Origin of the sequence: Paenibacillus albidus, from assembly GCF_014644435.1 — a bacterium.
In the GTDB taxonomy this organism is placed as follows: domain Bacteria; phylum Bacillota; class Bacilli; order Paenibacillales; family Paenibacillaceae; genus Paenibacillus_AQ; species Paenibacillus_AQ albidus.
Genome location: NZ_BMKR01000003.1, coordinates 18,007 through 40,995, shown reverse-complemented (window position 1 = coordinate 40,995; position 22,989 = coordinate 18,007). Strand labels below are relative to the sequence as shown.

Genomic DNA, 22,989 nt, shown 5'->3' with positions numbered 1-22,989 from the left:
GGAGGGATATCATGAGCGACAATTCAACGGTGATGGGAGCAGGTTCTCCATTGTCCGGAGAGGTGCTGCCCCCGGTGAAAACAAAAGGCCGCATAGGAGAGTTCGTAAGCAAATTCTGCCGCCAGCGGATGTCTCTGACTGCCGCCGGATTTATTGTTTTGCTGCTGCTGATTGCGGTCTTTGGGCCGTTCTTGACGCCATACAATCCGGACGAGGCGAATTATGAGGTCTTGATGGCTGGGCCATCTGCCGATCACTGGGCAGGGACGGACGAATATGGCCGCGATATCCTCAGCCGTCTGATTGACGGCACAAGGCTTACATTGGCGGTCAGTTTGAGCGCTGTCTTCATTGCAGCGGTTCTGGGTACTATTCTGGGCTTGCTGAGCGGGTTCTACGGAGGTTGGCTGGACCGGTTGATTATGCGGGGCAGTGACGTTCTGTTCTCTTTCCCTGACCTGCTGCTGGCCATCGGGATTGTGGCAATTCTCGGACCGGGATTATCCAATGTTGTAATAGCGGTAGCCGTCTTCGGCACCCCTTCATTTGCCCGGATTATCCGCAGCGTCACCCTGTCGGCGAAAGAAACCCTCTTTGTGGAGGCGGCGCGCTCCATGGGGGCGAAGAATGGCCGGATCATCTGGCGGCATATCTTCCCTGAGACGGTTCCCAGCATCATTGTGAATGTATCGATGAAAGTAGGCGGAGCCATACTGGCCGCAGCGTCACTCAGCTTCCTCGGCATGGGGGCAAAGACCACCGAACCGGACTGGGGCGCAATGTTAAGCATGGGCCGTGATTATTTAAGTATTGCTCCGCACATTGTTTATTTTCCGGGAATCGCCATTTTTTTGACGGTGCTTGCGTTTAATCTGGTCGGGGATGGCCTGCGTGATGCGCTTGATCCCAAGATGAAGAACTGAGGAGGGCGAGGCGTGACTCAACATTTACTAGAAGTTCAGGGTTTGGAAACGGAGTTTGCCCGTGGAGGTGGAAGCGTAAAGGCGGTTGCGGGCGTTGACTTTCATATACAAAAAGGCGAAGTGCTGGGCCTGGTCGGCGAGTCGGGCTGCGGCAAAAGCGTAACCTCGCTTTCGATCATGCGCCTGCTTAAGGATACCCCTGGCAAAATTTCCGCAGGTTCTGTTCGGTTCGAAGGAACCGATCTGGTAAAGCTGCCGGAGAAAGAGATGCGGCGGATTCGCGGGAATGATCTGGCGATGATCTTTCAGGAGCCGATGACCTCGCTGAACCCGGTGCTGCGCATCGGACTGCAGCTGGCGGAGCCGATTATGATGCATTTGGGTTATGGGCGCAAGAAGGCCCGTGAACATGCGATTCATATGTTGCGTCTAGTCGGGATTCCCCGTGCCGAGGAACTGGTCGACGATTATCCGCACCAGTTGTCCGGGGGAATGAGGCAGCGGGTAATGATCGCCATGGCGATGTCCTGCCATCCAAAATTGCTGATTGCCGATGAGCCTACCACTGCACTCGATGTGACTATTCAGGCACAGATCCTCGATCTGATGAAATCGCTGAAAGAGGAACAGGACATGGGCATGCTGCTGATTACCCATGACCTTGGCGTGGTGGCGGAGTTGTGTGACCGGGTGGTAGTGATGTATGCAGGCCGTGTGGTCGAGGAGGCCTCCGTTCATGAGTTGTTCGCCAATCCCCGGCATCCTTATACTAGAGGGTTGATCCATTCCGTTCCGAAGCTGCGCCAGAAGGTCCGCCGCCTGGAATCAATCAAGGGGAATGTGCCTGATCTGTCGCAGATGCCGCATGGCTGTAAGTTCGCCCCGCGCTGTGAATTCGTTATGGAGCAATGCCTGGCAGAAGAGCCGAGGCTGCTTCCGGTTGAAGGGCTGGAGGAACGCAAGAGCCGCTGCTGGCTTACGCAGCAGGAGAACGCGGAAGGAGGGGAATCTGCGTGAAGGAGACTCCGCTGATTGAAGTGAAGGACCTGAGAAAGTATTTTGCCGTCAAAAAAGGCTTCCTGGGTACCGCCAAATCGCTGCGTGCGGTTGACGGCATCTCGTTCGCAATCCGCCAGGGAGAAACCTTCAGCCTGGTTGGGGAGAGCGGCTGCGGCAAATCTACTACAGGCAGGCTGGTAACTCGCCTGCTGGAACCCAGTGAAGGCGAGGTCTGGTTCAAGGGCCAGAACATCAGTCACAGCACCAATAACCAGATGCGCCCGATCCGCAGGGACATGCAGATGGTTTTTCAGGACCCGTATGCCTCACTTAATCCCCGGATGAAGGTCAAGGATCTGGTAGCTGAGCCGCTGCTGATTCATACGAAGCTGTCGCCAAAGGAACGGGACCAGGCAGCTTACCGGCTGCTCGAGACTGTCGGGCTGAGCAGCTTGCATGCCGAAAGGTTCGCGCATGAATTCAGCGGCGGCCAGCGGCAGCGGATTGGAATTGCGCGGGCATTGTCTGTCCGCCCGAGCCTGATCGTGGCCGATGAGCCGGTTTCGGCGCTCGACGTCTCGATCCAGTCGCAGGTGTTGAATCTGCTGCAGGATCTTCAGGAGGAATTCGGGCTGACCTATTTATTCATCTCCCACGACCTCAGTGTAGTGGAGCATATCAGCGACCGCATCGGCGTGATGTATCTGGGGACGCTGGTGGAGACGGCGGATAAAGATACGCTGTATGACAAGCCGCTTCATCCCTATACACAGGCGCTGCTCTCCTCGGTCCCGGTGCCGGACCCGAGTCTGAAGCGGGAGCGTATCATCCTAAAGGGGGATCTGCCGAGTCCGGTAGATCCGCCAACCGGTTGCCGGTTCCATACGCGCTGCCCTTCCTGCATGGAGATCTGCAGGCGGAATGTGCCCGCATTTCGTGAGGTTGAGCCGGGCCATGAGGTGGCCTGCCATTTGTACGATGAAGAAATGCTGAAGCTGGAGCGTTAATTGCTATACAATTCTTGAGTAAAGAAGGGACTGGGATGAATATTCTGATCGATTCTCCTGAACCGGGGAATCTGCTGCTATATCCGGTGTATGAAGAAGAGCCATTTGTGTTCCGGCTGGCGGAAGCGCATAAACGAACCGGCTGCATTACATGGCTGTATGGCCGCTCAGGGGAAGAGCCGGATGTACTGGCCGTGGGTATGGGCAAACGCCGGGAACTGACGCCCGAGAGAATACGCCGGGCGGGAGGAAGGGCTGCACGTGCCCTGCTGCGTGAAGGTTACTCCGCAGCTGTGCTTGTGCGGCTAAAAGAAGCTGCGGCCTCAGCCACTGTAGAGATTGGCGCTGCGGCTGAAGTGCAGGCCTGGTCCGAAGGCTGGCTGTTCGGTCTGTACCGGTTCCAGACTTACCGGGGGGTAAGTCGGACTGAAGGCTCCGCCGATCTGCTGCTGCAGTCAGCGGAATGGGCCGAGTTGTCCGCCGCCGGTCTGCGGGAGGCTGTTGAAAGCGGCTGCTCACGTGCAGCGGGGGTGAGTATTGCCCGAGATCTGGTGAATGAAGTTCCGGGCACGCTTCATCCCGATTACTTCAGCGAGTGGCTGGAAACGTACTTCACACGGAGTGATGTGCCTGTTAAGGTTCGGGTCTATCGGGGGCGTGAACTTGACCAGCTGGAGATGAACGGTCTGGTGGCGGTGGGTGCGGGAAGTAAACATGCGCCTGCGATGGTCGAAATCCGTTATGAGGCTAACCCGGATCTGCCCATGCTGGCGCTGATTGGCAAGGGTGTCACCTTCGATATGGGCGGCATGAATGTCAAGAACGGCCGTGATCTCAGTGACGCACGGATGGATATGGGCGGAGCGGCTGCGGTCATCGGCGCAATGGACATTCTCCTGCGCCGCCGGGCGGCCGTGAATGTGACCGCACTCATCCCGGTCGTTGATAATGTGCCCGATGCCGCTGCCATGCTACCGTCCTCTGTGATTCGTTATCCTAACGGCCTGATCGTTCAGGTAGCCAATACAGACGGCGAAGGACGGCTCGTCATTGCCGACGCCTTGCTCCACGCCGCCCGGCTTGGGGCGGTCGAGGTCATAGATATTGCGACACTGACCGGAAATGTCGGCGCAGCGCTAGGCCTGTCCATTGCCGGAATATGGGGCGATGCCGGGATGACGCAGAACCTTGCCGATATAGGGGAAGTCAATGGCGAAAGGCTGTGGCCCATGCCGCTGATGGACGAGTATGAGGCTGAGCTCTCCAGTCCCTACGCAGATCTGAGCAATGTCGGCAGCTCCACGCTCGCCGGGGCGATTACAGCCGCTTTGTTCATTCGCCGGTTTGTGGCGAAATCGATGAGATGGGTCCATATCGATATGGCGGGGACTGTACAGTATAAGCAGGACGTAGGTTATGCCGAAAGGGGAGCGACCGGTTATGGCGCGCGGCTGCTGGCTGACTACGTTCTGAAGCAGGAGAGTGGACAAGACAACAATCGTTAAGAGTGGAGGCCGGGTTATGATATTGGAAGTGATCGCCACGTGCATGGCGGATGCTGTAACAGCTGAGGCGAACGGAGCAGATCGGCTGGAGCTGGTCACCGCGATTACAGAAGGGGGGTTGACACCGGGCATCGGATTGATCTGCCAGGTTGTGGACGCAGTGAGCATTCCCGTCTTCGTAATGGTTCGTCCGCATAGCCGCTCCTTCGTCTACTCGGAGGATGATCTGGCAACGATGGCGGCGGAAATCGAGGCGGTTTCGGAGAGTGGTGCAGCAGGGATTGTTCTGGGAGCATTGACCCCGCAAGGACAGATTGACCGGCAGGCGCTGGACCGGCTGCTGCCGCTTACCAAGGGGCTTCAGGTCACCTTTCACCGTGCGTTTGATGAGCTGGAGGACCAGCTCGAAGGCTTGAGTATCCTTGCCGACTATCCGCAGATTACACGCGTATTGACCTCCGCTGGACCGGGACCTGCCCTGGAGGCCATTCCGGCTATGCGCAGGCTGGTTGAAGCCTCGCAGGGCATGCCGCTGACTATTCTGGCCGGAAGCGGGCTGAAGGTGGAGGGGATTGCCGATTTCATCGCCCGGACGGGTGTGGGAGAAGTGCACTTCGGATCTGCCGTCCGCTTCGGCGGTAATTCCCTGCAGCCGATTGACCCGGTAGCCCTGAGGGCTTTGACTCAGAGTATTCACGGGACTACTCGACATTCAAACAGCGAAAAGGTGAATGGAAATGCATAAGGTGGACAGTTATATGGTCGGTATCGACCTGGGAGGAACCAAAATCGCAGCAGCTCTGTTCGATTCGAACGGGACGATGCTGAAACGTGAACAGATGGAGACGGCGGGTGCCCGTACCGCCGGGGAGATCGTACAGCGGATGATCGAACAGATTCAATCCGTCTCTGCAGGTTATCCGCTGGCAGGAATTGGGCTGGCTTCTCCGGGAGCGGTGAACAGCCGGGAGGGCATCGTGATTAACGGCACCAATCTGCCGGGGTGGACGGATGTGCCGCTGAAGTTATGGATGGAGGAAGCATTGGGGACGGAGGTCAGAGTGGTTAATGATGCGAATGCCGCAGCGTGGGGAGAGTATGCCAGGGGCGCGGGCAAAGGCGCGCAGAACATGGTATACGTCACCTTGAGTACAGGGATTGGATCAGGAATTGTGCTGGATGGAAAGCTGCTGCTTGGAACGGATTCCTATGCCGGAGAGCTTGGTCATAACATTGTAGATCCAAATGGGCCGCAGTGCAGCTGCGGCCGGTATGGCTGCTGGGAGGTCTTCGCTTCAGGCACGGCAATACGGAATTCAGCGCTTGGCTTGATGGAGGAGCGAAGCTCTGTGATTACAGAGCTGGCCCGCAGGGATGGGGAGGAGATTTCCTCCCGGCATGTCTTCGAGGCGATGAGTCTGCAGGACCCACTGGCCATGGAGGTCATTGGGCGTAGTATCGATTATATGGCGCTGGGATTGGCCAATGCCGTGCATACCTTCAACCCCGACCGGATTGTGATAGGCGGCGGTGTCAGCAGGGCCGGTGATCTGCTCTTCCCGCTGCTGCGCGTCACGACGGAGCGGTTGGTAATGAAGCCTTACCAAGGGACCTTCACCATCGTCCCTGCCGGTCTTGGAGATGATGTGGGTCTGATTGGAGCAGCGGCTCTATTCCATAGGTTTGAAGAAGAAATAAGTCGCGTATAGAAGCGTTTTCACAGCGGAGGGGTGTAAGCAATGAGCACTAGAGCAGAACGGACAGAATGGTTCCTGCGCGATAGGCTGGGGCTGTTCATTCATTGGGGACTGTATTCTATTCCTGCCAGAGGCGAGTGGATTCGCGGCAATGAACGGATGAGCCGGGAGCATTACATGGAATATTTCGCTGAGTTTGATGCTGCGCGATATGACCCGCGGGCATGGGCAAAGGCGGCCAAAGCTGCGGGGCAGAAATACGCAGTGCTGACAACCAAACACCACGACGGATTCTGTCTGTTTGACAGCGGGCTGACTGACTTCAAGGCGACGAATACACCGGCTGGACGTGACTTGGTCAGTGAATATGTCGATGCTTTTCGCGGGGAAGGGATTGCTGTTGGGTTATATTACTCGATTATTGACTGGGATCATCAGGATTACCCTGGTTATGGAGACCGTGCCCATCCCGATCGGAGCAATGAAGAAGTCAAGGACAAGCCGATCGACTTCGACCGTTATCTGCGTTACATGCATGGACAGGTGAAGGAGTTGCTGACAAATTATGGGCCCATCGATATCATGTGGTTCGATTTCTCCTACGATGATATGACCGGAGAGAAGTGGAAGGCGACTGAACTTATCCGAATGATCCGCTCTCTCCAGCCAAATATCATTATAGACAACCGGCTGGGTGGCAATATCCGCGCGGCGGAGCCGGAAGAATACGCCGGTGATTTCTTCTCGCCGGAGCAGATTATTCCGCCTGGGGGAATTGTTGATGTGAACGGCAGTCCCGTTCCGTGGGAAGCCTGCATTACACTCAATGACAACTGGGGGTATCATGCCGGGGACCGTAATTACAAGTCCGTGAAGCAGGTGATCCGTTCCCTGGTGGAATGCGTTAGCAAAAACGGGAATCTCCTCCTTAACGTAGGCCCGGATGCCAAAGGGGAAATGACCCGGGAATCACTGGAGGTGCTAAGGGGGCTTGGGGAATGGATGCGACTAAACGGTGACAGCATTTACGGCTGCGGCGGTTCTCTGCTACCTAAGCCGGAGTGGGGCCGATATACACAGAATGGTAACCTATTGTATGCCCATGTGTATGACAGGGGAATCGGTCCGGTCTACCTGCAGGGATTAAATGGGAGGATCAAGAAGGCCAGGCTGCTGCGCGACGGCAGCGAGCTGAAGGTCGAAGCGCCCTGGATGGCGAAGGAATATTCGGATACCGCCGGCGGCGCGTTCATTACGCTCACAGGCGCTGAACTGCCCGACGAGTGTGATACGGTGATTGAGCTGGAGCTTATTCCTTGATGTTGTATTTAACGGTGGAGGGCCAAGTAAAAGCTGTCCCTGTGCGAGTATCAGTTAATAAAATACTTGCGGTGTAGGAGATCGGGCGCTCGCTCGATCTCTTTGCGTTCTTCCCTGGACAGATGTCCAATACGGTCCTATTCTTTTTAACTACCTATAGCGGGTTGGAACGAACAAAAGCCGGTGTTGACGCGGTCACCGAAGAGTGATTTAATCGTGTTGCCATAACAGGAATTGCAATTCACATAGTGATCTGATAAAGCAGGGAGGGAACGATATGTATGTGGTTACTGCGGAGGAAATGCGGAAACTGGACCGCGAGACTATAGAGCAGCTCGGGATTCCGGCGGTGGCGCTGATGGAGAATGCCGGACGGGCTATCGCAGAGGAGATCATTGCCCTATGCCGCAGCCGGAGCGGGTCTGCCGGAAGTCCCCGGGGGGATGCGGGGACAGCAGCAGCCGGGACGGCTGGGATTGGCGGCGGCGCGGGCCCCGCTGCGCCCGGCTTCATCGTCAGCGGCGATGCCGCGCTGACGCTGGGCACGGCTGCCGGCGAGAGGTGGTTCATCCTCGTCGGCAAGGGCAACAACGGCGGCGACGGACTGGTCGCCGCCCGGTACCTGCGTGAGGCCGGCATCGCCGTCACGCTGGTCTATGCCGTGCCGCCGGAGTCGCTGACCGGCGAGGCCGCCCTGCAGCGGGACGCCGCTGCAGCGATGGGCCTGCCCGCCGCCGTATACGGGCGGGACCGGCTCGACTTTGCCGAATGCAGCGGCATCCTGGATGCGCTGCTCGGCACGGGCAGCGCGGGAGCCCCGCGCGGTGCCTATGCGGAGCTGATTGCCGCTGCGAATGCGAGCGGCAGACCGGTCGTGTCCGCAGACATCCCAAGCGGGCTGGACGCGGACACGGGGGCGCTACATGAGCCGTGCATTCATGCGGCGGTGACGGTATGCCTCGCGTTCCTCAAGCGGGGCCTGGTGCAGTACCCCGGCGCGGGCGCTGCGGGGCGGGTGGTGGTCCGCTCCATCGGCATCCCCGCTTCGCTGGCCCAAAGCGGCGGGGTCGAAGCCTGTCTGCTGACACCGGAAGTGCTGCGCGGGCGGCTTGCGGTCGATGTGTCCCGCAGCCGCTCGCCCGAAGGGCATAAAGGCACCTACGGCCATGTGCTGCTTGCGGCAGGCACCATGCAGATGAGCGGGGCCGGGCTGCTCTCGGCACGCGCTGCGCTGCGGATCGGCTGCGGGCTGGTGACCTGGGCGCTGCCCGGGAAGCTGCTGCCCGCCGTAATCGGGGCGGTCCCCGAGCTGATGCTGACACCGGTCGGCGGCGAGAATGGCGACTGGAATGCAGCAACGGCTGCAGAGGTGCTGCGGCTGAGCGAAGGGCGTGACGTTATGGCTGTGGGCCCGGGCCTGGGCCGGTTTGAAGGAGATGCTGCCTGGCTTCGGGCCTTATGGGAAGGGGCGGCTTGTCCACTCGTTATTGATGCGGACGGGCTCAATATTCTGGCGGAAGCGGACTATGCGAACTGGGCAAGCCGTTCCCATCCGGTTATTCTGACCCCGCATCCGGGGGAAATGGCCCGGCTGGCCGGCGTGTCTACAGCCGAGGTGCAGTCGGACCGGATCGGACTGGCGATGGCCTACGCACAGAAGCACGGAATTACGCTGGTACTGAAGGGTGCACACACAGTCATTGCCACGCCCGGAGGGCAGGCTTATGTGAATATCACGGGGCACCCCGGTATGGGAACAGGCGGAGCAGGCGATGTCCTGACCGGCATCATTTCCGGACTGCTTGCGCAGGGGCTGGATGCCGCGCAGGCTGCGGCATTTGGCGTATATCTGCATGGGCTGGCCGGTGAACGGGCAGCCCGGCAGCGGAATCATCCGGCGGCGGTTCTGGCCGGAGACATTATTGAAGCGTTATAAGCCTGACTTTGAAGCGGCGGGGCCTCCCTCGGGAATGAAGTACCGCCGGTGCCTCAGGTGAACAGCAGCAGACACAGCAGCGGGATAAAGAGGGCGAAGACCGGCACGAGCAAAGGCAGGCGTTCCACCAGGATCAGGGCTGCCCGGAACACAAGAAGTAAGAGGGTGCCGGCCACTACGCTGACAAGCAAGGTCCCCCCTTGCTCGGCCTCTATCCAAAGTCCCGCTCCCGCTCCTGCGGCAGCGTACAAAAGGAAAGCTAGCACTAGGGAGCTGCTGCGCAGCAAGCGCAGGAACAGATCTGCAACAAGGGCGGCCGGCAGACCGTAGGCATAGATTGCATAGGCCGCCGATACCGGCCATTCCTCCGGCCAGCCGATCATATCCGGAAGGAAAAGCACCAGCAGGGAGAGCAGCAGGAAAGTGATGCCGGCACAGGCTAGCTTGCTTAAGGCATATAGCCCGGAGGTCAGGCGTACCGAGGGAATCTCGGATTTAAGGATTTTATTCATAGTTGTGTGTCCTTTCGGTACAATCTCAGTTTGTGACCATGTCCCCACCGTTGACATGAATGCACGCACCGGTAACGTAAGTGGAATCCGGGCCGGCCAGGTAAACATAGGCTCCGGCCAGTTCATAAGGCTGTGCGGCCCGTTTGAGCGGGGTATCCGTCCCGAACAGGCTGACTTCTTCGGCCGAGAAGCTGGAAGGAATAAGCGGTGTCCACACGGGTCCAGGGGCAACGGTGTTGACCCGGATCCCACTGTCTGCGAGCGACAGGGCCAGGGAACGGGTGAAGGTGACAATGGCTCCTTTGGTGGAAGCATAGTCGATAAGCTCCTTGTGGCCCTGGTAGGCTGTGATTGAAGCGGTGTTGATGATGGCAGCCCCTCTGCTCAGATGCGGCAGAGCCGCCTGGGTCAGGAAAAAGAATGGAAAAATATTCGTCTGAAAAGTCTGATACAGCTGTTTCTCCGAGATATCCAGCACACTTTGCTGCGGATATTGTACGGCATGGTTGTTCACCAGAATGTCCAGCTTGCCGAAGACAGCTACCGTGTGTTCTACAGCCCCGGTACAGTTCTGTTTGTAACGGAGATCGGTCCGAATCCGCAGACAGCGTTGCCCCAGTTCTTCAATTCGCCGCTGGGTAACCTCGGCATCGGAGTCCTCGTACAGATAGGCAATGGCCACATCCGCACCTTCCTTGGCAAAAGCAATAGCCGCCGCTTTGCCGATTCCGCTGTCCCCTCCCGTAATCAGGGCAATTTTGCCCTTCAGCTTGCCACTGCCGCACACCTCCGTATTTTCGCTGAGGGGTCGGGGGTTCATCAGGCTCTCAAGGCCGGGCTGGCGATCCTGGTGCTGGGGAGGAAAAGCAATCGGCTGTTCCCGGCACACCGTCTTTTGACCATAATAGGGATAAGTGATATTCATCTTGCAGGCAGTCCTCCTTGGCGGTCACAATGTCCATATATTTCTATGCATCCGCCCAGAAAAGCGTGCATCCTATGCCTGGGTTCGTCCAGGGCTCAGCAGAGCCGCAGGGTGTTCGTTATGGGGCTGGCGCGGTTCTGGTGTTCGGCAAGTACAGATGATAAATTAAAAGTGGAAGAACTCATGGGCTAAAGAGGACAGGGAGGCGGATAGGGTTGAACTTATCTATTAGGCAGGCACAGCAGGCGGATGCCCCGGAATTATGCCGGCTCATGAAACAATTGAACGGCAAAGTGCTGCCGCTGGCAGACATGGAAAGGCGTCTGGAATTCATAAAAACGAGTCCTATTGAGGAACTATATGTATGCACCGCTGGAGAAGGTCATGCAGAAAGGCGGCTGTGTGGAGCTCTGGGGTTCCGGCTGCGGGAGAATATTGAGGATATGACCCGTTACGGGGAAGTTTCGCTGCTGGTCGCAGACCGGAGCAGCCGCAGGCAAGGGATCGGGCGGCGGCTGATGGCGTATGCGGAACAACTGGCAGACGAACGCGGCTGTCTGGGGACCTGGCTGGTCAGCGGACTTGGCCGTGCGGAGGAAGCACATGTTTTTTACAAGGAATTGGGCTATGAAATAAATGGCTACCGGTTTGTGAAAGTGAGGGAGAGTCATTGATTTATAGAGACATGAATACAGCCGATTATGATGCAGCCTATGAACTATGGGAGAATACGGAGGGCATGGGGCTTAGCAGTGCGGATGCAAGAGAAGAGATCACCCTCTATTTAGAGCGAAATAGCGGAATCAGCCAGGTTTGTGTCCGGGAGGATGGCACGCTGGCCGGGACGGCGCTGTGCGGCCATGACGGACGAAGAGGCTATATGTATCATGTGGCGGTCAGCGGGGATTGCCGGGGGTTAGGTGTGGGCCGCGCGCTGGTCGCCCGTTGTCTTGACAGGCTGAGGGAGCAGGGGATTGTAAAATGCCACTTGATGGTGATTGCGGGGAACGAGCAGGGGCAGGGTTTCTGGGCAGGCCTCGGCTGGCAGCGCAGGGACGGAATTCTGCTGTATTCCCAAGATGTCTAAGCAGGGAGATCCGGGCAACGTCACAGCTCATGTTACGGTGTTGTCTGCGGATATGTGCAGTATAATAGGGGCATAAGCATCTATTTCATCAATTGAAAGCGGGCGACCTTTCTATGCGGTTCAAGGATGTTTTCTCGATTATCGGCCCTGCCATGGTAGGGCCGTCCAGTTCACATACAGCGGGGGCGGCGCGGATCGGCAGAGCGGCCAGGCAGGTGCTTGGTGAAAGGCCAAGCGTTGCCGAAGTGACCTTTTTTGGCTCCTTCGCCGCAACGTATCAGGGACACGGTACAGACCGGGCCATTGCCGGAGGACTGCTTGATTTCCCTACCGATGACCACCGGCTGCCGGATTCGATAGAGCTTGCGGCAGAAGCCGGGATGGATATTTCTTTTGCCCAGGGCACGGGACTGTTTCCACATCCCAATACGGTGCGGCTGCGGCTTACCGGACAAGAGACGGGACAAGTGCTTACGCTTACGGGCATATCCATTGGCGGGGGTAATATTGAGATTGTCGATATCGACGGCTTCAGCGTCAAGCTGACCGGTATGTATCCAACCGTTCTGATTCAGCATATGGATTATTTGGGTGTGCTGGCGAGCGTTACGGATGTGATGCGCAAAGGGGAGTTCAACATCGGCCATATGTCGCTGGACCGCAAGAACCGCAGCGGAGCAGCTCTGACAGTGCTGGAGCTGGATGAATCGGCTACGGTGGAGCTGCTTGAGGCGCTGGAGTCATTGCCCGCTGTGAAATCGGTGAAGCTGGTTGATTTGAATGAAGGCAGACGGGAAAAGCCGGGAAAGGAAGGCGCAACATGAATTTTCAGACATTAAGTGAGCTGGCTGTATTATGCGAGGAACGGGGGCTGGGGATCGGTGCGCTGATGCTGGAGGAGCAGAGCGCGGAATCCGGACGCTCCATCAAGCAGGAATTTGCTACAATGAGCGAATATTATGGTGTGATGAAAGAAGCGGTCCATCGCGGCATGCATGAGGATACCACCTCGCGCAGCGGCTTGACGGGGCTGGATGCCCAGCGCGTCGGGGCCTACAATACGGCAGGGGAGCCCTGTCTGGGCGGACCGGCAGGTCAGGCCATGGCTTATGCACTGGCGGTCTCGGAAGTGAATGCTTCTATGGGCCGCATTATCGCCACACCTACAGCCGGGTCCTGCGGCATCATCCCCGGCGTATTTCTCAGCTGCCAGGAGCGCTTTGGCTGGGAGGATGATTTTATGGTGTCCGGCCTGTTCGCTGCCGGGGCCATCGGGTATGTGATTGCCAACAATTCCTTTGTATCCGGAGCGGAAGGAGGCTGCCAGGCCGAAGTCGGGTCTGCTATAGGCATGGCGGCGGGCGCACTGACAGAGCTGCGCGGCGGAACCCCTGCCCAGGCGGTGCATGCTGTGGGGCTGGCGCTGAAGAACACGCTGGGTCTGATCTGTGACCCGGTTGGCGGGTTGGTCGAGATCCCTTGCATTGTCAGAAACGGCTTCGGAGCGGTGACGGCTCTGGCCGCGGCGGATATGGCCCTCGCCGGGGTACGCAGCGTGATTCCTTCGGACGAAGTCATCAAGGTGATGCTGGAGGTGGGCTCGGCCATGCCGGAGAAACATCGGGAGACAGCAGGCGGCGGACTGGCGCAGACGCCGACCGGCCGCCGAATCATGGCGGACCTGCGGCGCAAGAAGTAATATTTCCGCGCGGCTCAGCGCATTTTGAAGCGTTCCAGTTGGTCCCACAGTCCTTCTTTCCGCAGAATGTCCGGTTGTTTGGGTCCAATAAGATCAAAATGGGGGAACGGCGAGCGGTTATGAATATACTTGGCAGGCAGACCGTTCTCCTCGCACCAGCGTGCCAGCCGGTCAAGGTCACTGCAGCCTACCTTGGTGACTGTCGTTACACCGGGAAAACGCGGGTCCAGCCAATAATGGGTCAAAAAGGCGATCTCTCCTGCGGAGACCGCTTTTTTCCAGCGGTTCAGTTCATCTCTGTTAATGCCGAAGGCCATCGTTGCTCGCATCCTTATCTTTAAGAGTTGACTCCATTATAACTCCTTTCCCTCTTCTGATATAATAAGAGCCATACGAAAGGGGAGTACATCATCATGAATGGACAAGTAAGAGCGGACATCCGCGCCGGGCTTGAAGTGGATATCGTGCTGAAGCAGGATCAGGCTTCCGGCAAGCTCACGCACGGCACGGTTAAGGATATTCTGACCAATTCACCCCGCCATCCGCATGGCATCAAAGTCAGACTGACCAGCGGACAAGTGGGAAGGGTCAAACAGATTACGAGCTAACTGGAATATGGCTGCATTACAATGCCGCATACTGAAACGCCCCGCCAGGGTCCTGGCTGTTCTTTTTGAACAGCCATGAATCCAGGCGGGGCTTTATCGTATTTCTTAACAAAACGTTACCGGCTCATGAATTCCTCGACATACTGGTCGGCTTTGGTCTGATTGCACAGATTGCAGGCACATACACAGTTAACCGGTGTGGTATGGCCGCCTTTGGCGCGCGGCAGCAGATGGTCGATGGTGTCTCCGTATAAGCCGCAGAAATAACAGGTGTAATTGTCCCGCGTCAAGATTAGCTTGCGAAAATCCTTATTGCTGTAAAGGCGGCGAATGGTGCGGCGGTTCAGAACGATGGCTGCCTTTTCCTTGACCAGAGTCACAGCAAGCTCCAGATCAATCTCCTGATGCCAGCGCCGGCCTTTGTCGCTGTGGCCGCGCATCAGAATCATGCCCTGCGCAGACGGGACCAGGGCGGACACATCCTGCGGATCGGGTTTAACGCCCCGATGCGGCGGGGTGCGCCGCTGCTCTGCGCCGCGCGGCCGGGATTTCGCCTTGGCTGCCGGAGAGGCGGAAGGCGCCTTGCCTTCCTTGGATCGTTCCGGCAGCGAATGCTGATGGGCTTTGGCGGGCGAAGGCTTCGGCGGCAGCACAGTGGCTGCGGAGACCGGCCGCCGCTGTGCCGGCGGCGGGCCGGACGGAGCCAGTCCGGCAATGGCTGGCGTAGAGGACGCCTTGCTCCGCAGCGGAGCGGCGGGTGCCGCAGCTTCCCGCTGCTTGCGGCATTCCCGGCAAGCGCCGCGGCGGGATTGGCCCTTGGAGCGTTTGCCTGTCCGTCTGCGGAATTCGGAGAGCGGTTTCAACTGCTGGCAGTAGGCGCATTTTTTGGATAATGGCAAAAGGATATCGGTCATAAGTATATGTGTGGCAGGGTGTCTGCTTGATCGCTTGGCCCTGTCCAGCCCCCTCGATTTTCTTGTGATATAAGACGGTATAACTTCCCTGGATAGATTGGTTTTTTCATATAGCTATAGTATAGCGCAAAGTGCCGCTGTTCACACCGCAGGCTCTTAGGCCAGGTTATCCGGTGTGACAAGTGTCTCCGCGCCTGAACGAAGAAAGCTGTAGAATTTCAAGCAAGAGCCAGTTGATTCTACAGTGCGTGCGGGAAGCGGGTGCTCTTATCTATTTTATACACAGAAATGAGGGATTGGAAATGGTGCAGAAGCAAAAAAGGCCAAAGACGGTAGCCTTGCTTTATGTTCTCCATGTCTTTTTGGGGCTGGGTGCGATTGCGGGCGGTCTGGTGCTGATCGTGGACCCAAGCGGGCAGATGATCGGAATGGATACCTCCATTCTTGTGAAATCACCCTTCGCGAACTTTGCGATTCCAGGTCTGTTGCTCTTGCTTGTATTCGGATTGCTGCCTTTGGGTGTCCTGTACAGCATGATTAAGCGGCCTTGCTGGAAATGGGCGGAGCGGGTAAATCCGTTTGAAGGATTGCACAGCTCGTGGGCACTGTCCCTCTATATCGGCTTCGGGCTGATCATCTGGATCATGGTGCAGACCTATATGATGAATACGGCCGTGTTTATACATGTATTTTATATGAGTCTGGGGCTGCTCATTCAAGCGGTTACGCTGCTGCCTGCGGTGCAGAGGTATTTTGTGCTGGACGACAGTAATCAAAGAAGTTAGAATGGCAGTGAACATAAAAGGGCTTACATCTGACAGGGCAGGAGTGAACCGGAATGACAACCATATACGATATTGCCAAAAGAACCGGTTACTCTCCAACGACGGTATCCAAGGCATTCAATAACTATTCCGATGTACGGGAGAAGACCCGCCAAAAGATCCTTCAGACCGCCCGGGAGATGGGATATGTGCCCAATGCCCATGCCCGTACGCTGACCACCAAGAAATCGTGGACGATCGGTGTACTGTTCGTGGAGAGCACGGGAGCCGGTATCCGGCATCCATTTTTCAGCAGCGTGATCGAAAGCTTCAAGCAGGTGGCTGTAGACAAAGGTTATGCGCTCATGTTCATTTCCAAAAATGTTGGCGGCAAGCAAAGCGGGTATCTGGAGAATTGCCGGATTCGCGGCGTCGACGGGGTGGTGGTCTTTTTATCCGATTATGAAGACCCTTACTTTCAGGAACTGCTGGACAGCAATATTCCTACGGTGATTGTGGATTATGAGACGCCGCAGTCGCATACGGTATGCTCCGACAACCAGGCCGGTGCCCGGCTGGCGGTAGAATATCTGGCAGCGCTGGGACACCGCAGGATTGCACATATTTCCGGAGGGCTGAATACGATTCCGGGAAACCGGCGGCAGCTGGGGTATGAGGCGGCTATGAAGGCGCAGGGCCTGCGAGTAAAAGAGGGCTTCATTGCTGAAGGAGCCTACTATTCTCAGGAGAGCGGTTATGGGGCAATGCTTGCGCTGCTGCAGCTGCCGGAACGCCCGACCGCCGTGTTTGCTTCGGGTGATATGCTGGCAATAGGAGCCATCATGGCGGCCCGGGAAAGCGGGCTCCGCGTGCCCGGGGATCTCTCGGTCATAGGCTACGACGATATCGATCTTGCCAGATATGTCACCCCCGGACTCACGACGGTCCGGCAGGACACGGGTCGGCTCGGAAGCCGGGCCGCAGAGCTGCTGCTGTCTGCCATTGACGGGCTGCTTACAGGCCAGGAAGCCCTGGTGCTGCCGGTGGAATTGGTCGTCAGGGATTCCTGTGCACCTCCGGCAGGCGGGGAGTAAGGGCGGCCCCTGGTCCCAAACCGGAGAGAGGCAGGTCCGACCTAACGGAGCCAAGTCCGACCTAACAGAGGCAGGTCCAACCTAACGGAGCCAAGTCCAACCTAGCTGAGGCAGGTCCAACCTAATTGGTGACTTGAACGGACACGGGAGGCGTTATTTGTGCAAAATGACGGTGAAGGTGTACGAATCAGCAGGCATAGCGGATTCTGGGTCCGCTACGTCCGAAAATTACCGCTGAGCGCCTGAATAAGGTCCCTGGAGTCCGTCAGCGGCGAGAGAGAGGTTTGGGCGCAAGAGTTGGCCGATATTGCGGATTCTTAGAGCAGCATCTGCGAGCGTTATGAAGTGCAAAATGATGAGTATATTTTTTTCGGCACAATCGAAACCGGTTTCGATTGTGCCGAGCCGCGGTCCAGTTAGTTGACGTTAAGTGTAGCAGTAGTGCCGCGTTGTGTGTTAGGACAGACGTAATCCGAATTGTGGTACAACAGATGCAGGAATCTCCCGGCACGTGGTCTGGCATCAGCGGATCAAAGGTAACTACATGCTGGAAAGTGTGCACAGTCTATTTTACAATCATTAACTTGGGGAGGGTATAACATGAGCAAATATTATTTCGACGGCGGAGCGGGAAAGGGTACGGGCAGCGGAGAGACGTCAGGGGCATTTGTGATTGAGCAGTTTCATGAGGGGAAGCCATTCGCCAGTTTTCTGCCGGGACTGGCCGGCCTGAAGGGGATCCCGATGTGGACGTTTTATGTGAACCGGGGGCAGGCGGTGTGCAGCTTCGGGGTGCGCGACAAGAATTCGCCGATTATGGAGTTCTCTCCGGCCAACATTTCCTATAAGAACGTGGCAGCAACCGGTTTCCGCACGTTCATCAAAATCACAGGGAAGCCGCACATCTATGAGCCCTTTCAATCCTCGCATCCTGATCCGTCTGCCAAACGGACCATGACGATCCTGCCGAACGGGCTGACGATTGAGGAGAAACATGCCGGGCATGGCCTGAAGACTACGGTGCATTATTTCAATCTTCCCCATGAGAATTATGCTGCATTGGTCCGGCGGGTGGAGATTGAGAACATCGGAGATGCCGAAATCGGGCTGGAACTGCTGGACGGCCTGCCGGAAATCCTGCCTTATGGTGTCGAGAACAGCGGCTACAAGGAAATCGGCAACCTGCTGCGCAGCTGGATGGAGGTGTACAACCTGGAGAACGGGATTCCGTTCTACAAGCTTCGCTCCAGTACCAGCGATGAAGCGCAGGTGAGCGAGATTACCAAAGGCCACTTCTACTTGTCTTTTAACGAAGAAGGAGAGCTCCTCCGTCCGATTGTTGATTTTGAAGTGGTATTTGGGGCAAATACTTCGCTGAGCTATCCGGACACCTTCGGCTCTACACCGCTGGCTGAGCTGCAGGCACTCCCGCAATATCCCGTCAACAAGGTGCCTTGCGGCTTTAGTGGAATGAAGCGGAGCCTCGCTGCCGGCGAAGCTTTGACTTTGAATACGCTCATCGGCCACGTCAGTGACATTGAGACCATCAACAAGAAGGCGCCGGATATTTGCCGTGAAACCTATATTGCCGGCAAAATGCAGGAGGCGGTAGAGCTGACCGGTGAATTGACCGCTGACATTGCCACCCGAACGTCGTCGGCACTGTTCGATGCCTATTGCCGGCAGTCCTATCTCGACAACTTCCTGCGCGGGGGGTATCCGTTTATCTTCGACAACGGCAGGGACGGCAATGTTGTGCATTTGTATTCGCGCAAGCATGGGGATATGGAGCGTGATTACAACTTTTTCTCGCTGGCACCGGAATATTATTCGCAAGGCAACGGGAATTTCCGCGATATGAATCAGAACCGGCGGAATGATGTGTTTTTTAACCCTAAGGTTGGCAATTTTAATATCAAAATGTTCTACAGCCTTATTCAGGCCGACGGCTACAATCCGCTCAGTGTCCAGGGGACGACGTTTGAGGTGCTGCCTGAGAACCGGGTGAAACTTACGGCGTGGCTTGGGGAAGCTGCGGCGGATCATCACGCCGACTTGGCTGCGCTTTGCAGCGGGCGGTTTACGCCGGGCGGACTGATCAACTATATCGCCGATCATGGCGTTCAGCTCAAGGTTAGCGAACAGGAGCTGCTGGCCGGTGTGCTGTCCCTGTCACAGCAGAATATAGAGGCGGCTTTCGGCGAAGGGTTCTGGTCCGACCACTGGACCTACAATCTCGATCTGGTGGAAGGGTATCTTGATATTTTCCCCGACCAAAAAGAGGAGCTGCTTTTTGGGGACGAAACGTACGCTTTCTATGACAGTCCGGCGTATGTGCTGCCGCGTAGTGAGAAATATGTGGTCAGCGGCGGAAAAGTCCGCCAGTATGGGGCGCTGCTGGAAGATGAAGAGAAGTTGCACAAGCTTGGGCGCCAAGCTTCCGAGACCCACTGGCTCCGCACGGATCACGGCCATGGCGGGATTTACCGCACCAGCCTGTTCGTAAAGATGCTCTCGCTCTCCCTGAACAAGTTCGCTACGCTGGACCCTTACGGTATGGGGGTGGAGATGGAGGGCAACAAGCCGGGCTGGAACGATGCCATGAACGGTCTGCCGGGTTTGTTCGGCTCGGGCATGAGCGAGACGTTTGAACTGAAGCGGATGGTAGTGTTCCTCTTGGATCTGCTGCACAGCCAGATGAATCTCCCGGCAACCGTACAGTTGCCAGAGGAAATCACCGCTCTGATGACAGAGGTGGGTGAAGCGGTGACAGCTGTGCTGGACGGGGGGCTGGAACAGTTCCGCTATTGGGATACGGTGGCAGCGGCGCGTGAGCGGTACCGGGAGCGGATTCGTTTTGGTCTTTCGGGCATCCAGTCTGAGGTGGGCCTGGCGCAGATCCGGGAATTGCTGGCCAAATGCCTGCGCCGGATGGATCAAGGCATTGCCAAAGCCTTGGAATTTGGAGACGGGCTTACGCCGACCTATTTCCGCTTTGAGGCGACCGGTTTCAGGGTAGTAACGGATACGGATGGTCAGCCGGTGATCAGCGGGTATGGCCTGCCCAAAGCGGTGGTGGAAGGATTCGAAGCCCACCCGCTGCCTTACTTTCTGGAGGGACCTGCCCGCTGGCTGAAGACACTGCATCATCCGGAAGAGGCGCGGCAGATTTATTATGCCATCAAGCAGACCGGCCTGTTTGACCCGTGCACCTCCATGTACCGCACATCGGTCAGCCTTGAAGGGGAATCCCCTGAAATCGGCCGGATGCGCGCCTTTACCCCAGGCTGGCTGGAGCGGGAATCGAATTTCCTGCATATGTCCTACAAGTATTTGCTGGCGCTGCTCAAGGCAGGGCTGTACGAAGAGTTCTACGGTGAACTGAAGACATCGCTGGTTCCCTTCCTCGACCCTGCCGTATACGGACGCAGCACACTGGAGAATTCGTCATTTATCGCAACCGGCGGCAACCCCGATCCGGGCACGCATGGCCGGGGATTTGTGGCCCGGCTCAGCGGTTCCACCGCGGAGTTCCTGAGCATGTGGAGAACAATGATGGCCGGAACCCGGCTGTTCACGGTTGAGGACGGCCTGCTGACTGCGACGCTAGCTCCGGTGCTGCCGGGTTGGCTGTTCGATGAGCAGGGTGAGCTCCTCTTTACCTTGCTGGGCAGCACGGAGGTGACGTACTGCAATCCGCAGCGCAAGGCCACCTTCGGCGAAGGCAAGGCCACTATTCAGTCGCTGATGCTCGTCTTCTGCGAGGGAACAGTCACCAGGATCTCCGGCTCCCGGATACGTGGGGCGGAGGCCGAAGCCCTGCGGCGGGGAGAGATTGCGGCCATCCGGGCAGTGATGGCGTAGGTGAGGCATGTGTGGGCGGCTTTTACCCTAATCATCCGAAATATGAACCCCCAATACGAAATTTAACACCTTACGGAGACAGGCAAAAGCGCATACAATCAATACATAGATACTGTAAGCGCTCTTATAGAAAGAACTAAGATATGCCTGGAGGTCCAAAAAATGCAGAAAAACAGCAATACCGGGTCAGGCCCGGCGCTTTCGCCGCAAGCTGCGGCCCGAATCGAAACCGGTGTCGGAAACCGGAATTCTCTCTGGAAGAGGCTCCTGGCACAGAAGCATTTGCAGACGATGGCGCTGCTTGGTGTAGTATGGATGATTATTTTTAACTACATTCCTATGTACGGGGTCATCATTGCCTTCAAAGAGTACAACATCGTCAAGTCAATTGCCGAAGCGCCATGGGTAGGGTTAACTCATTTCCGGGAGTTTCTGGACGACGAGAATCTGGGCAATGTCATTAAGAATACGCTGGGAATCAGCTTGATCAAGCTGTTCATTGGATTCCCGCTGCCGATTATCTTCGCCTTGTTCCTGAATGAGGTCCGGTCAGTCCGTTTCAAAAAGAGTATTCAGACCATCTCCTACCTGCCGCATTTTCTCTCCTGGGTCGTACTGGGCGGAATACTGGCGACTTGGCTGGCGGATGTGGGGATTATCAACAATATTCTGCTGGCGCTGAATGTCATCGATCAGCCAATCAGTTATTTGGCCGAACCCAGCTATTTCTGGACAATTGTAATCTCGTCAGATATCTGGAAAGAACTGGGCTGGTCCGCAATCATCTATCTGGCGGCGATCTCCGGCGTCTCTCCGGAAATGTATGAAGCTGCGACCATCGACGGGGCCGGACGTTTTCAGAAAATGTGGTATGTGACCCTGCCGGCGATCAAATCGACGATCAGCATTCTGTTCATCCTGTCGGTCAGCGGCGTGCTGAACTCCAACTTTGACCAGATCCTGGTGCTGCGTAACTCCCTGAATGACAGCGCAAGTAATGTAATTGACTATTACGTGTACTATACGGGAATTCTCTCCGGCCGATTCTCCTATTCAACGGCTGTCGGTCTGCTCAAATCAGTAATCGCACTGATCCTGCTGCTGATTGCCAACAATGTCTCACGAAAAATCAACGACACCTCGTTGTTCTAGGAAAAGGAGGACCTGTACATGTTTAGTCTGAAACGCAAAACGATGGGTGAAGCCACATTCGATATCGTCAACAATATGATCATGCTGTGCATTTGTTTCATTACGCTGTATCCGATCTGGTACGTGCTGGTCAATGCCTTCAACAACGGAAGCGACGCGATGAGCGGCGGAATCTACTGGTGGCCGCGGGTTTTCAGCCTGGAGAATTTCAAGGCGGTATTTGTCACCCCCGGCATCATGCAGGCGATGTGGATTACGGTAGCCAAGACGGTGGTTGGAACGGCGGCGCATGTGTTTTTTACCGCGATGGTTGCCTATGCCCTGTCCCGTAAAAATCTTATCGGCGGCAAGCTCTACATTCTGATGGGCACCGTAACCCTCTTTTTCAGCGGCGGATTGATCCCGACCTTCCTGCTGATGAGAGACCTGCACCTGCTGGAGAATTTCCTGGTGTACATTATTCCGTTCATGTTCAGCTTCTTCGATCTGATTATCTTCATGACTTTCTTCCGGGATATCCCCGAGGGTCTGGAAGAAGCAGCCCGTATTGACGGGGCCAATGACTGGTCGATCTTCCTGCGGATTGTCCTTCCGGTGTCGATGCCTGTGCTTGCCACTATCGCGCTGTTCCATGGCGTGTTTCAGTGGAATGACTATTTTACCGGAATGATTTATATTAATAACCCGGACCTGCAGCCTATTCAGACTTATCTGTACCGAGTAGTGGCACAATCCAGTTCGAACCAGATGATGGTTGCAGTGCAGGGCAGCAGTGTGACGAAGAGTGTCACCTCCCAATCGATTAAGCTGGCGACGATGGTTGTCACGACACTGCCCATTGTGTTTGTCTATCCGTTCCTGCAGCGTTATTTTGTCAAAGGCATGATGATCGGCTCGATCAAGGGCTGAGTATTCCCGTAAGGCAATCCCTCCGGCTGCTTGTCCAGGGCCGGGGTTATAGATTCTATGAAAAGGGGTATAGA

At 56.5% G+C, this 22,989-nt stretch carries 22 protein-coding genes; 18 read left to right on the top strand and 4 right to left on the bottom strand.

Features of this window, described 5'->3' with window-relative positions; all coding sequences use genetic code 11:
• Positions 1-11: 11 nt before the first annotated feature.
• The 8 genes from IEY53_RS03605 (at position 12) to IEY53_RS03570 (ending at position 9,387) form a co-directional block, all read left to right on the top strand.
• Positions 12-923, top strand: coding sequence for an ABC transporter permease (locus tag IEY53_RS03605; protein WP_189022252.1), 912 nt, complete (start codon positions 12-14; stop codon positions 921-923).
• A 12-nt stretch (positions 924-935) separates the two neighbouring features.
• Entirely contained in the window at positions 936-1,940 is a 1,005-nt protein-coding gene (locus tag IEY53_RS03600; RefSeq protein WP_189022251.1) for an ABC transporter ATP-binding protein, read from the top strand.
• Positions 1,937-2,929 (top strand): ABC transporter ATP-binding protein, encoded by a 993-nt coding sequence (locus IEY53_RS03595; protein WP_189022250.1) that lies wholly within the window; start codon positions 1,937-1,939, stop codon positions 2,927-2,929. Before IEY53_RS03600 ends, IEY53_RS03595 begins: the two co-directional genes overlap by 4 nt.
• Before the next feature lie 14 nt (positions 2,930-2,943).
• Positions 2,944-4,434, top strand: coding sequence for a M17 family metallopeptidase (locus IEY53_RS03590; RefSeq protein WP_229695957.1), 1,491 nt, complete (start codon positions 2,944-2,946; stop codon positions 4,432-4,434).
• A 16-nt stretch (positions 4,435-4,450) separates the two neighbouring features.
• Complete coding sequence (locus IEY53_RS03585) at positions 4,451-5,179, top strand: copper homeostasis protein CutC (RefSeq protein WP_189022249.1); 729 nt, start codon at positions 4,451-4,453, stop codon at positions 5,177-5,179.
• Positions 5,166-6,143, top strand: coding sequence for an ROK family protein (locus IEY53_RS03580; RefSeq protein ID WP_189022248.1), 978 nt, complete (start codon positions 5,166-5,168; stop codon positions 6,141-6,143). Before IEY53_RS03585 ends, IEY53_RS03580 begins: the two co-directional genes overlap by 14 nt.
• Positions 6,144-6,173: 30 nt before the next feature.
• Entirely contained in the window at positions 6,174-7,451 is a 1,278-nt protein-coding gene (locus IEY53_RS03575; protein WP_189022247.1) for an alpha-L-fucosidase, read from the top strand.
• Between the two features lie 277 nt (positions 7,452-7,728).
• Entirely contained in the window at positions 7,729-9,387 is a 1,659-nt protein-coding gene (locus tag IEY53_RS03570) for an NAD(P)H-hydrate dehydratase (protein ID WP_189022246.1), read from the top strand.
• A 53-nt stretch (positions 9,388-9,440) separates the two neighbouring features.
• Here IEY53_RS03570 and IEY53_RS03565 read toward each other — a convergent pair whose 3' ends face one another.
• Positions 9,441-9,899 carry a hypothetical protein gene (locus IEY53_RS03565; protein WP_189022245.1) on the bottom strand — a complete coding sequence of 153 codons (459 nt, stop codon included), beginning with the start codon at positions 9,897-9,899 and terminating at the stop codon, positions 9,441-9,443.
• 25 nt (positions 9,900-9,924) lie between these two features.
• Positions 9,925-10,824, bottom strand: a complete 900-nt coding sequence (locus tag IEY53_RS03560) for an SDR family oxidoreductase (protein WP_189022244.1) — start codon at positions 10,822-10,824, stop codon at positions 9,925-9,927.
• A gap of 215 nt (positions 10,825-11,039) precedes the next feature.
• On the opposite strand from IEY53_RS03560, the gene IEY53_RS03555 reads away from it, so the two are divergent.
• From IEY53_RS03555 to sdaAA, 4 genes are all read left to right on the top strand, one after another.
• Positions 11,040-11,498: a GNAT family N-acetyltransferase gene (locus tag IEY53_RS03555; protein ID WP_373293790.1), complete on the top strand. Its 459-nt coding sequence runs from the start codon at positions 11,040-11,042 to the stop codon at positions 11,496-11,498.
• Between the two features lie 11 nt (positions 11,499-11,509).
• The gene (locus tag IEY53_RS03550; RefSeq protein ID WP_189022243.1) at positions 11,510-11,911 is read left to right on the top strand and encodes a GNAT family N-acetyltransferase; all 402 of its coding nucleotides are present in this window, start codon (positions 11,510-11,512) and stop codon (positions 11,909-11,911) included.
• A gap of 113 nt (positions 11,912-12,024) precedes the next feature.
• Positions 12,025-12,735: an L-serine ammonia-lyase, iron-sulfur-dependent subunit beta gene (gene sdaAB, locus IEY53_RS03545; protein WP_189022242.1), complete on the top strand. Its 711-nt coding sequence runs from the start codon at positions 12,025-12,027 to the stop codon at positions 12,733-12,735.
• Positions 12,732-13,610 (top strand): L-serine ammonia-lyase, iron-sulfur-dependent, subunit alpha, encoded by an 879-nt coding sequence (gene sdaAA, locus IEY53_RS03540; RefSeq protein WP_189022241.1) that lies wholly within the window; start codon positions 12,732-12,734, stop codon positions 13,608-13,610. The genes sdaAB and sdaAA overlap by 4 nt, the downstream gene beginning before the upstream one ends.
• A gap of 14 nt (positions 13,611-13,624) precedes the next feature.
• On the opposite strand, the gene IEY53_RS03535 is transcribed toward sdaAA, so the two are convergent.
• Positions 13,625-13,927: a hypothetical protein gene (locus IEY53_RS03535; protein ID WP_189022568.1), complete on the bottom strand. Its 303-nt coding sequence runs from the start codon at positions 13,925-13,927 to the stop codon at positions 13,625-13,627.
• 96 nt (positions 13,928-14,023) lie between these two features.
• Between IEY53_RS03535 and IEY53_RS03530 the strand changes: the two genes are divergently transcribed.
• Entirely contained in the window at positions 14,024-14,218 is a 195-nt protein-coding gene (locus IEY53_RS03530) for a YwbE family protein (RefSeq protein WP_189022240.1), read from the top strand.
• Between the two features lie 116 nt (positions 14,219-14,334).
• On the opposite strand, the gene IEY53_RS03525 is transcribed toward IEY53_RS03530, so the two are convergent.
• Complete coding sequence (locus tag IEY53_RS03525) at positions 14,335-15,132, bottom strand: HNH endonuclease (protein ID WP_189022239.1); 798 nt, start codon at positions 15,130-15,132, stop codon at positions 14,335-14,337.
• Between the two features lie 302 nt (positions 15,133-15,434).
• Here IEY53_RS03525 and IEY53_RS03520 point away from each other — a divergent pair, with 302 nt between their 5' ends.
• The 5 genes from IEY53_RS03520 to IEY53_RS03500 all read left to right on the top strand — a co-directional run bounded on the left by IEY53_RS03520 (position 15,435) and on the right by IEY53_RS03500 (position 22,915).
• Positions 15,435-15,917, top strand: coding sequence for a hypothetical protein (locus IEY53_RS03520; RefSeq protein ID WP_229695956.1), 483 nt, complete (start codon positions 15,435-15,437; stop codon positions 15,915-15,917).
• Between the two features lie 53 nt (positions 15,918-15,970).
• Positions 15,971-16,990 (top strand): LacI family DNA-binding transcriptional regulator, encoded by a 1,020-nt coding sequence (locus IEY53_RS03515; protein WP_189022238.1) that lies wholly within the window; start codon positions 15,971-15,973, stop codon positions 16,988-16,990.
• A gap of 600 nt (positions 16,991-17,590) precedes the next feature.
• Entirely contained in the window at positions 17,591-20,854 is a 3,264-nt protein-coding gene (locus IEY53_RS03510) for a cellobiose phosphorylase (RefSeq protein WP_229695955.1), read from the top strand.
• Positions 20,855-21,016: 162 nt separating this feature from the next.
• A complete protein-coding gene (locus tag IEY53_RS03505) occupies positions 21,017-22,006 on the top strand; it encodes an ABC transporter permease (RefSeq protein WP_189022237.1) in 990 nt (329 codons plus the stop codon).
• Between the two features lie 18 nt (positions 22,007-22,024).
• A complete protein-coding gene (locus IEY53_RS03500; protein ID WP_189022236.1) occupies positions 22,025-22,915 on the top strand; it encodes a carbohydrate ABC transporter permease in 891 nt (296 codons plus the stop codon).
• The last annotated feature ends 74 nt before the right edge of the window (positions 22,916-22,989 follow it).

Bases quoted from the DNA above. Each gene is read 5' to 3' on its own strand.
- IEY53_RS03535 (WP_189022568.1), bottom strand. From the start codon at position 13,927: ATGGCCTTCGGCATTAACAGAGATGAACTGAACCGCTGGAAAAAAGCG.
- IEY53_RS03605 (WP_189022252.1), top strand. From the start codon at position 12: ATGAGCGACAATTCAACGGTGATGGGAGCAGGTTCTCCATTGTCCGGA.
- IEY53_RS03560 (WP_189022244.1), bottom strand. From the start codon at position 10,824: ATGAATATCACTTATCCCTATTATGGTCAAAAGACGGTGTGCCGGGAA.
- IEY53_RS03550 (WP_189022243.1), top strand. From the start codon at position 11,510: ATGAATACAGCCGATTATGATGCAGCCTATGAACTATGGGAGAATACG.
- IEY53_RS03585 (WP_189022249.1), top strand. From the start codon at position 4,451: ATGATATTGGAAGTGATCGCCACGTGCATGGCGGATGCTGTAACAGCT.
- IEY53_RS03570 (WP_189022246.1), top strand. From the start codon at position 7,729: ATGTATGTGGTTACTGCGGAGGAAATGCGGAAACTGGACCGCGAGACT.
- IEY53_RS03505 (WP_189022237.1), top strand. From the start codon at position 21,017: ATGCAGAAAAACAGCAATACCGGGTCAGGCCCGGCGCTTTCGCCGCAA.
- IEY53_RS03525 (WP_189022239.1), bottom strand. From the start codon at position 15,132: ATGACCGATATCCTTTTGCCATTATCCAAAAAATGCGCCTACTGCCAG.
- IEY53_RS03580 (WP_189022248.1), top strand. From the start codon at position 5,166: ATGGAAATGCATAAGGTGGACAGTTATATGGTCGGTATCGACCTGGGA.
- IEY53_RS03500 (WP_189022236.1), top strand. From the start codon at position 22,025: ATGTTTAGTCTGAAACGCAAAACGATGGGTGAAGCCACATTCGATATC.
- sdaAA (WP_189022241.1), top strand. From the start codon at position 12,732: ATGAATTTTCAGACATTAAGTGAGCTGGCTGTATTATGCGAGGAACGG.
- IEY53_RS03575 (WP_189022247.1), top strand. From the start codon at position 6,174: ATGAGCACTAGAGCAGAACGGACAGAATGGTTCCTGCGCGATAGGCTG.
- IEY53_RS03515 (WP_189022238.1), top strand. From the start codon at position 15,971: ATGACAACCATATACGATATTGCCAAAAGAACCGGTTACTCTCCAACG.
- IEY53_RS03510 (WP_229695955.1), top strand. From the start codon at position 17,591: ATGAGCAAATATTATTTCGACGGCGGAGCGGGAAAGGGTACGGGCAGC.
- sdaAB (WP_189022242.1), top strand. From the start codon at position 12,025: ATGCGGTTCAAGGATGTTTTCTCGATTATCGGCCCTGCCATGGTAGGG.
- IEY53_RS03520 (WP_229695956.1), top strand. From the start codon at position 15,435: ATGGTGCAGAAGCAAAAAAGGCCAAAGACGGTAGCCTTGCTTTATGTT.
- IEY53_RS03565 (WP_189022245.1), bottom strand. From the start codon at position 9,899: ATGAATAAAATCCTTAAATCCGAGATTCCCTCGGTACGCCTGACCTCC.
- IEY53_RS03530 (WP_189022240.1), top strand. From the start codon at position 14,024: ATGAATGGACAAGTAAGAGCGGACATCCGCGCCGGGCTTGAAGTGGAT.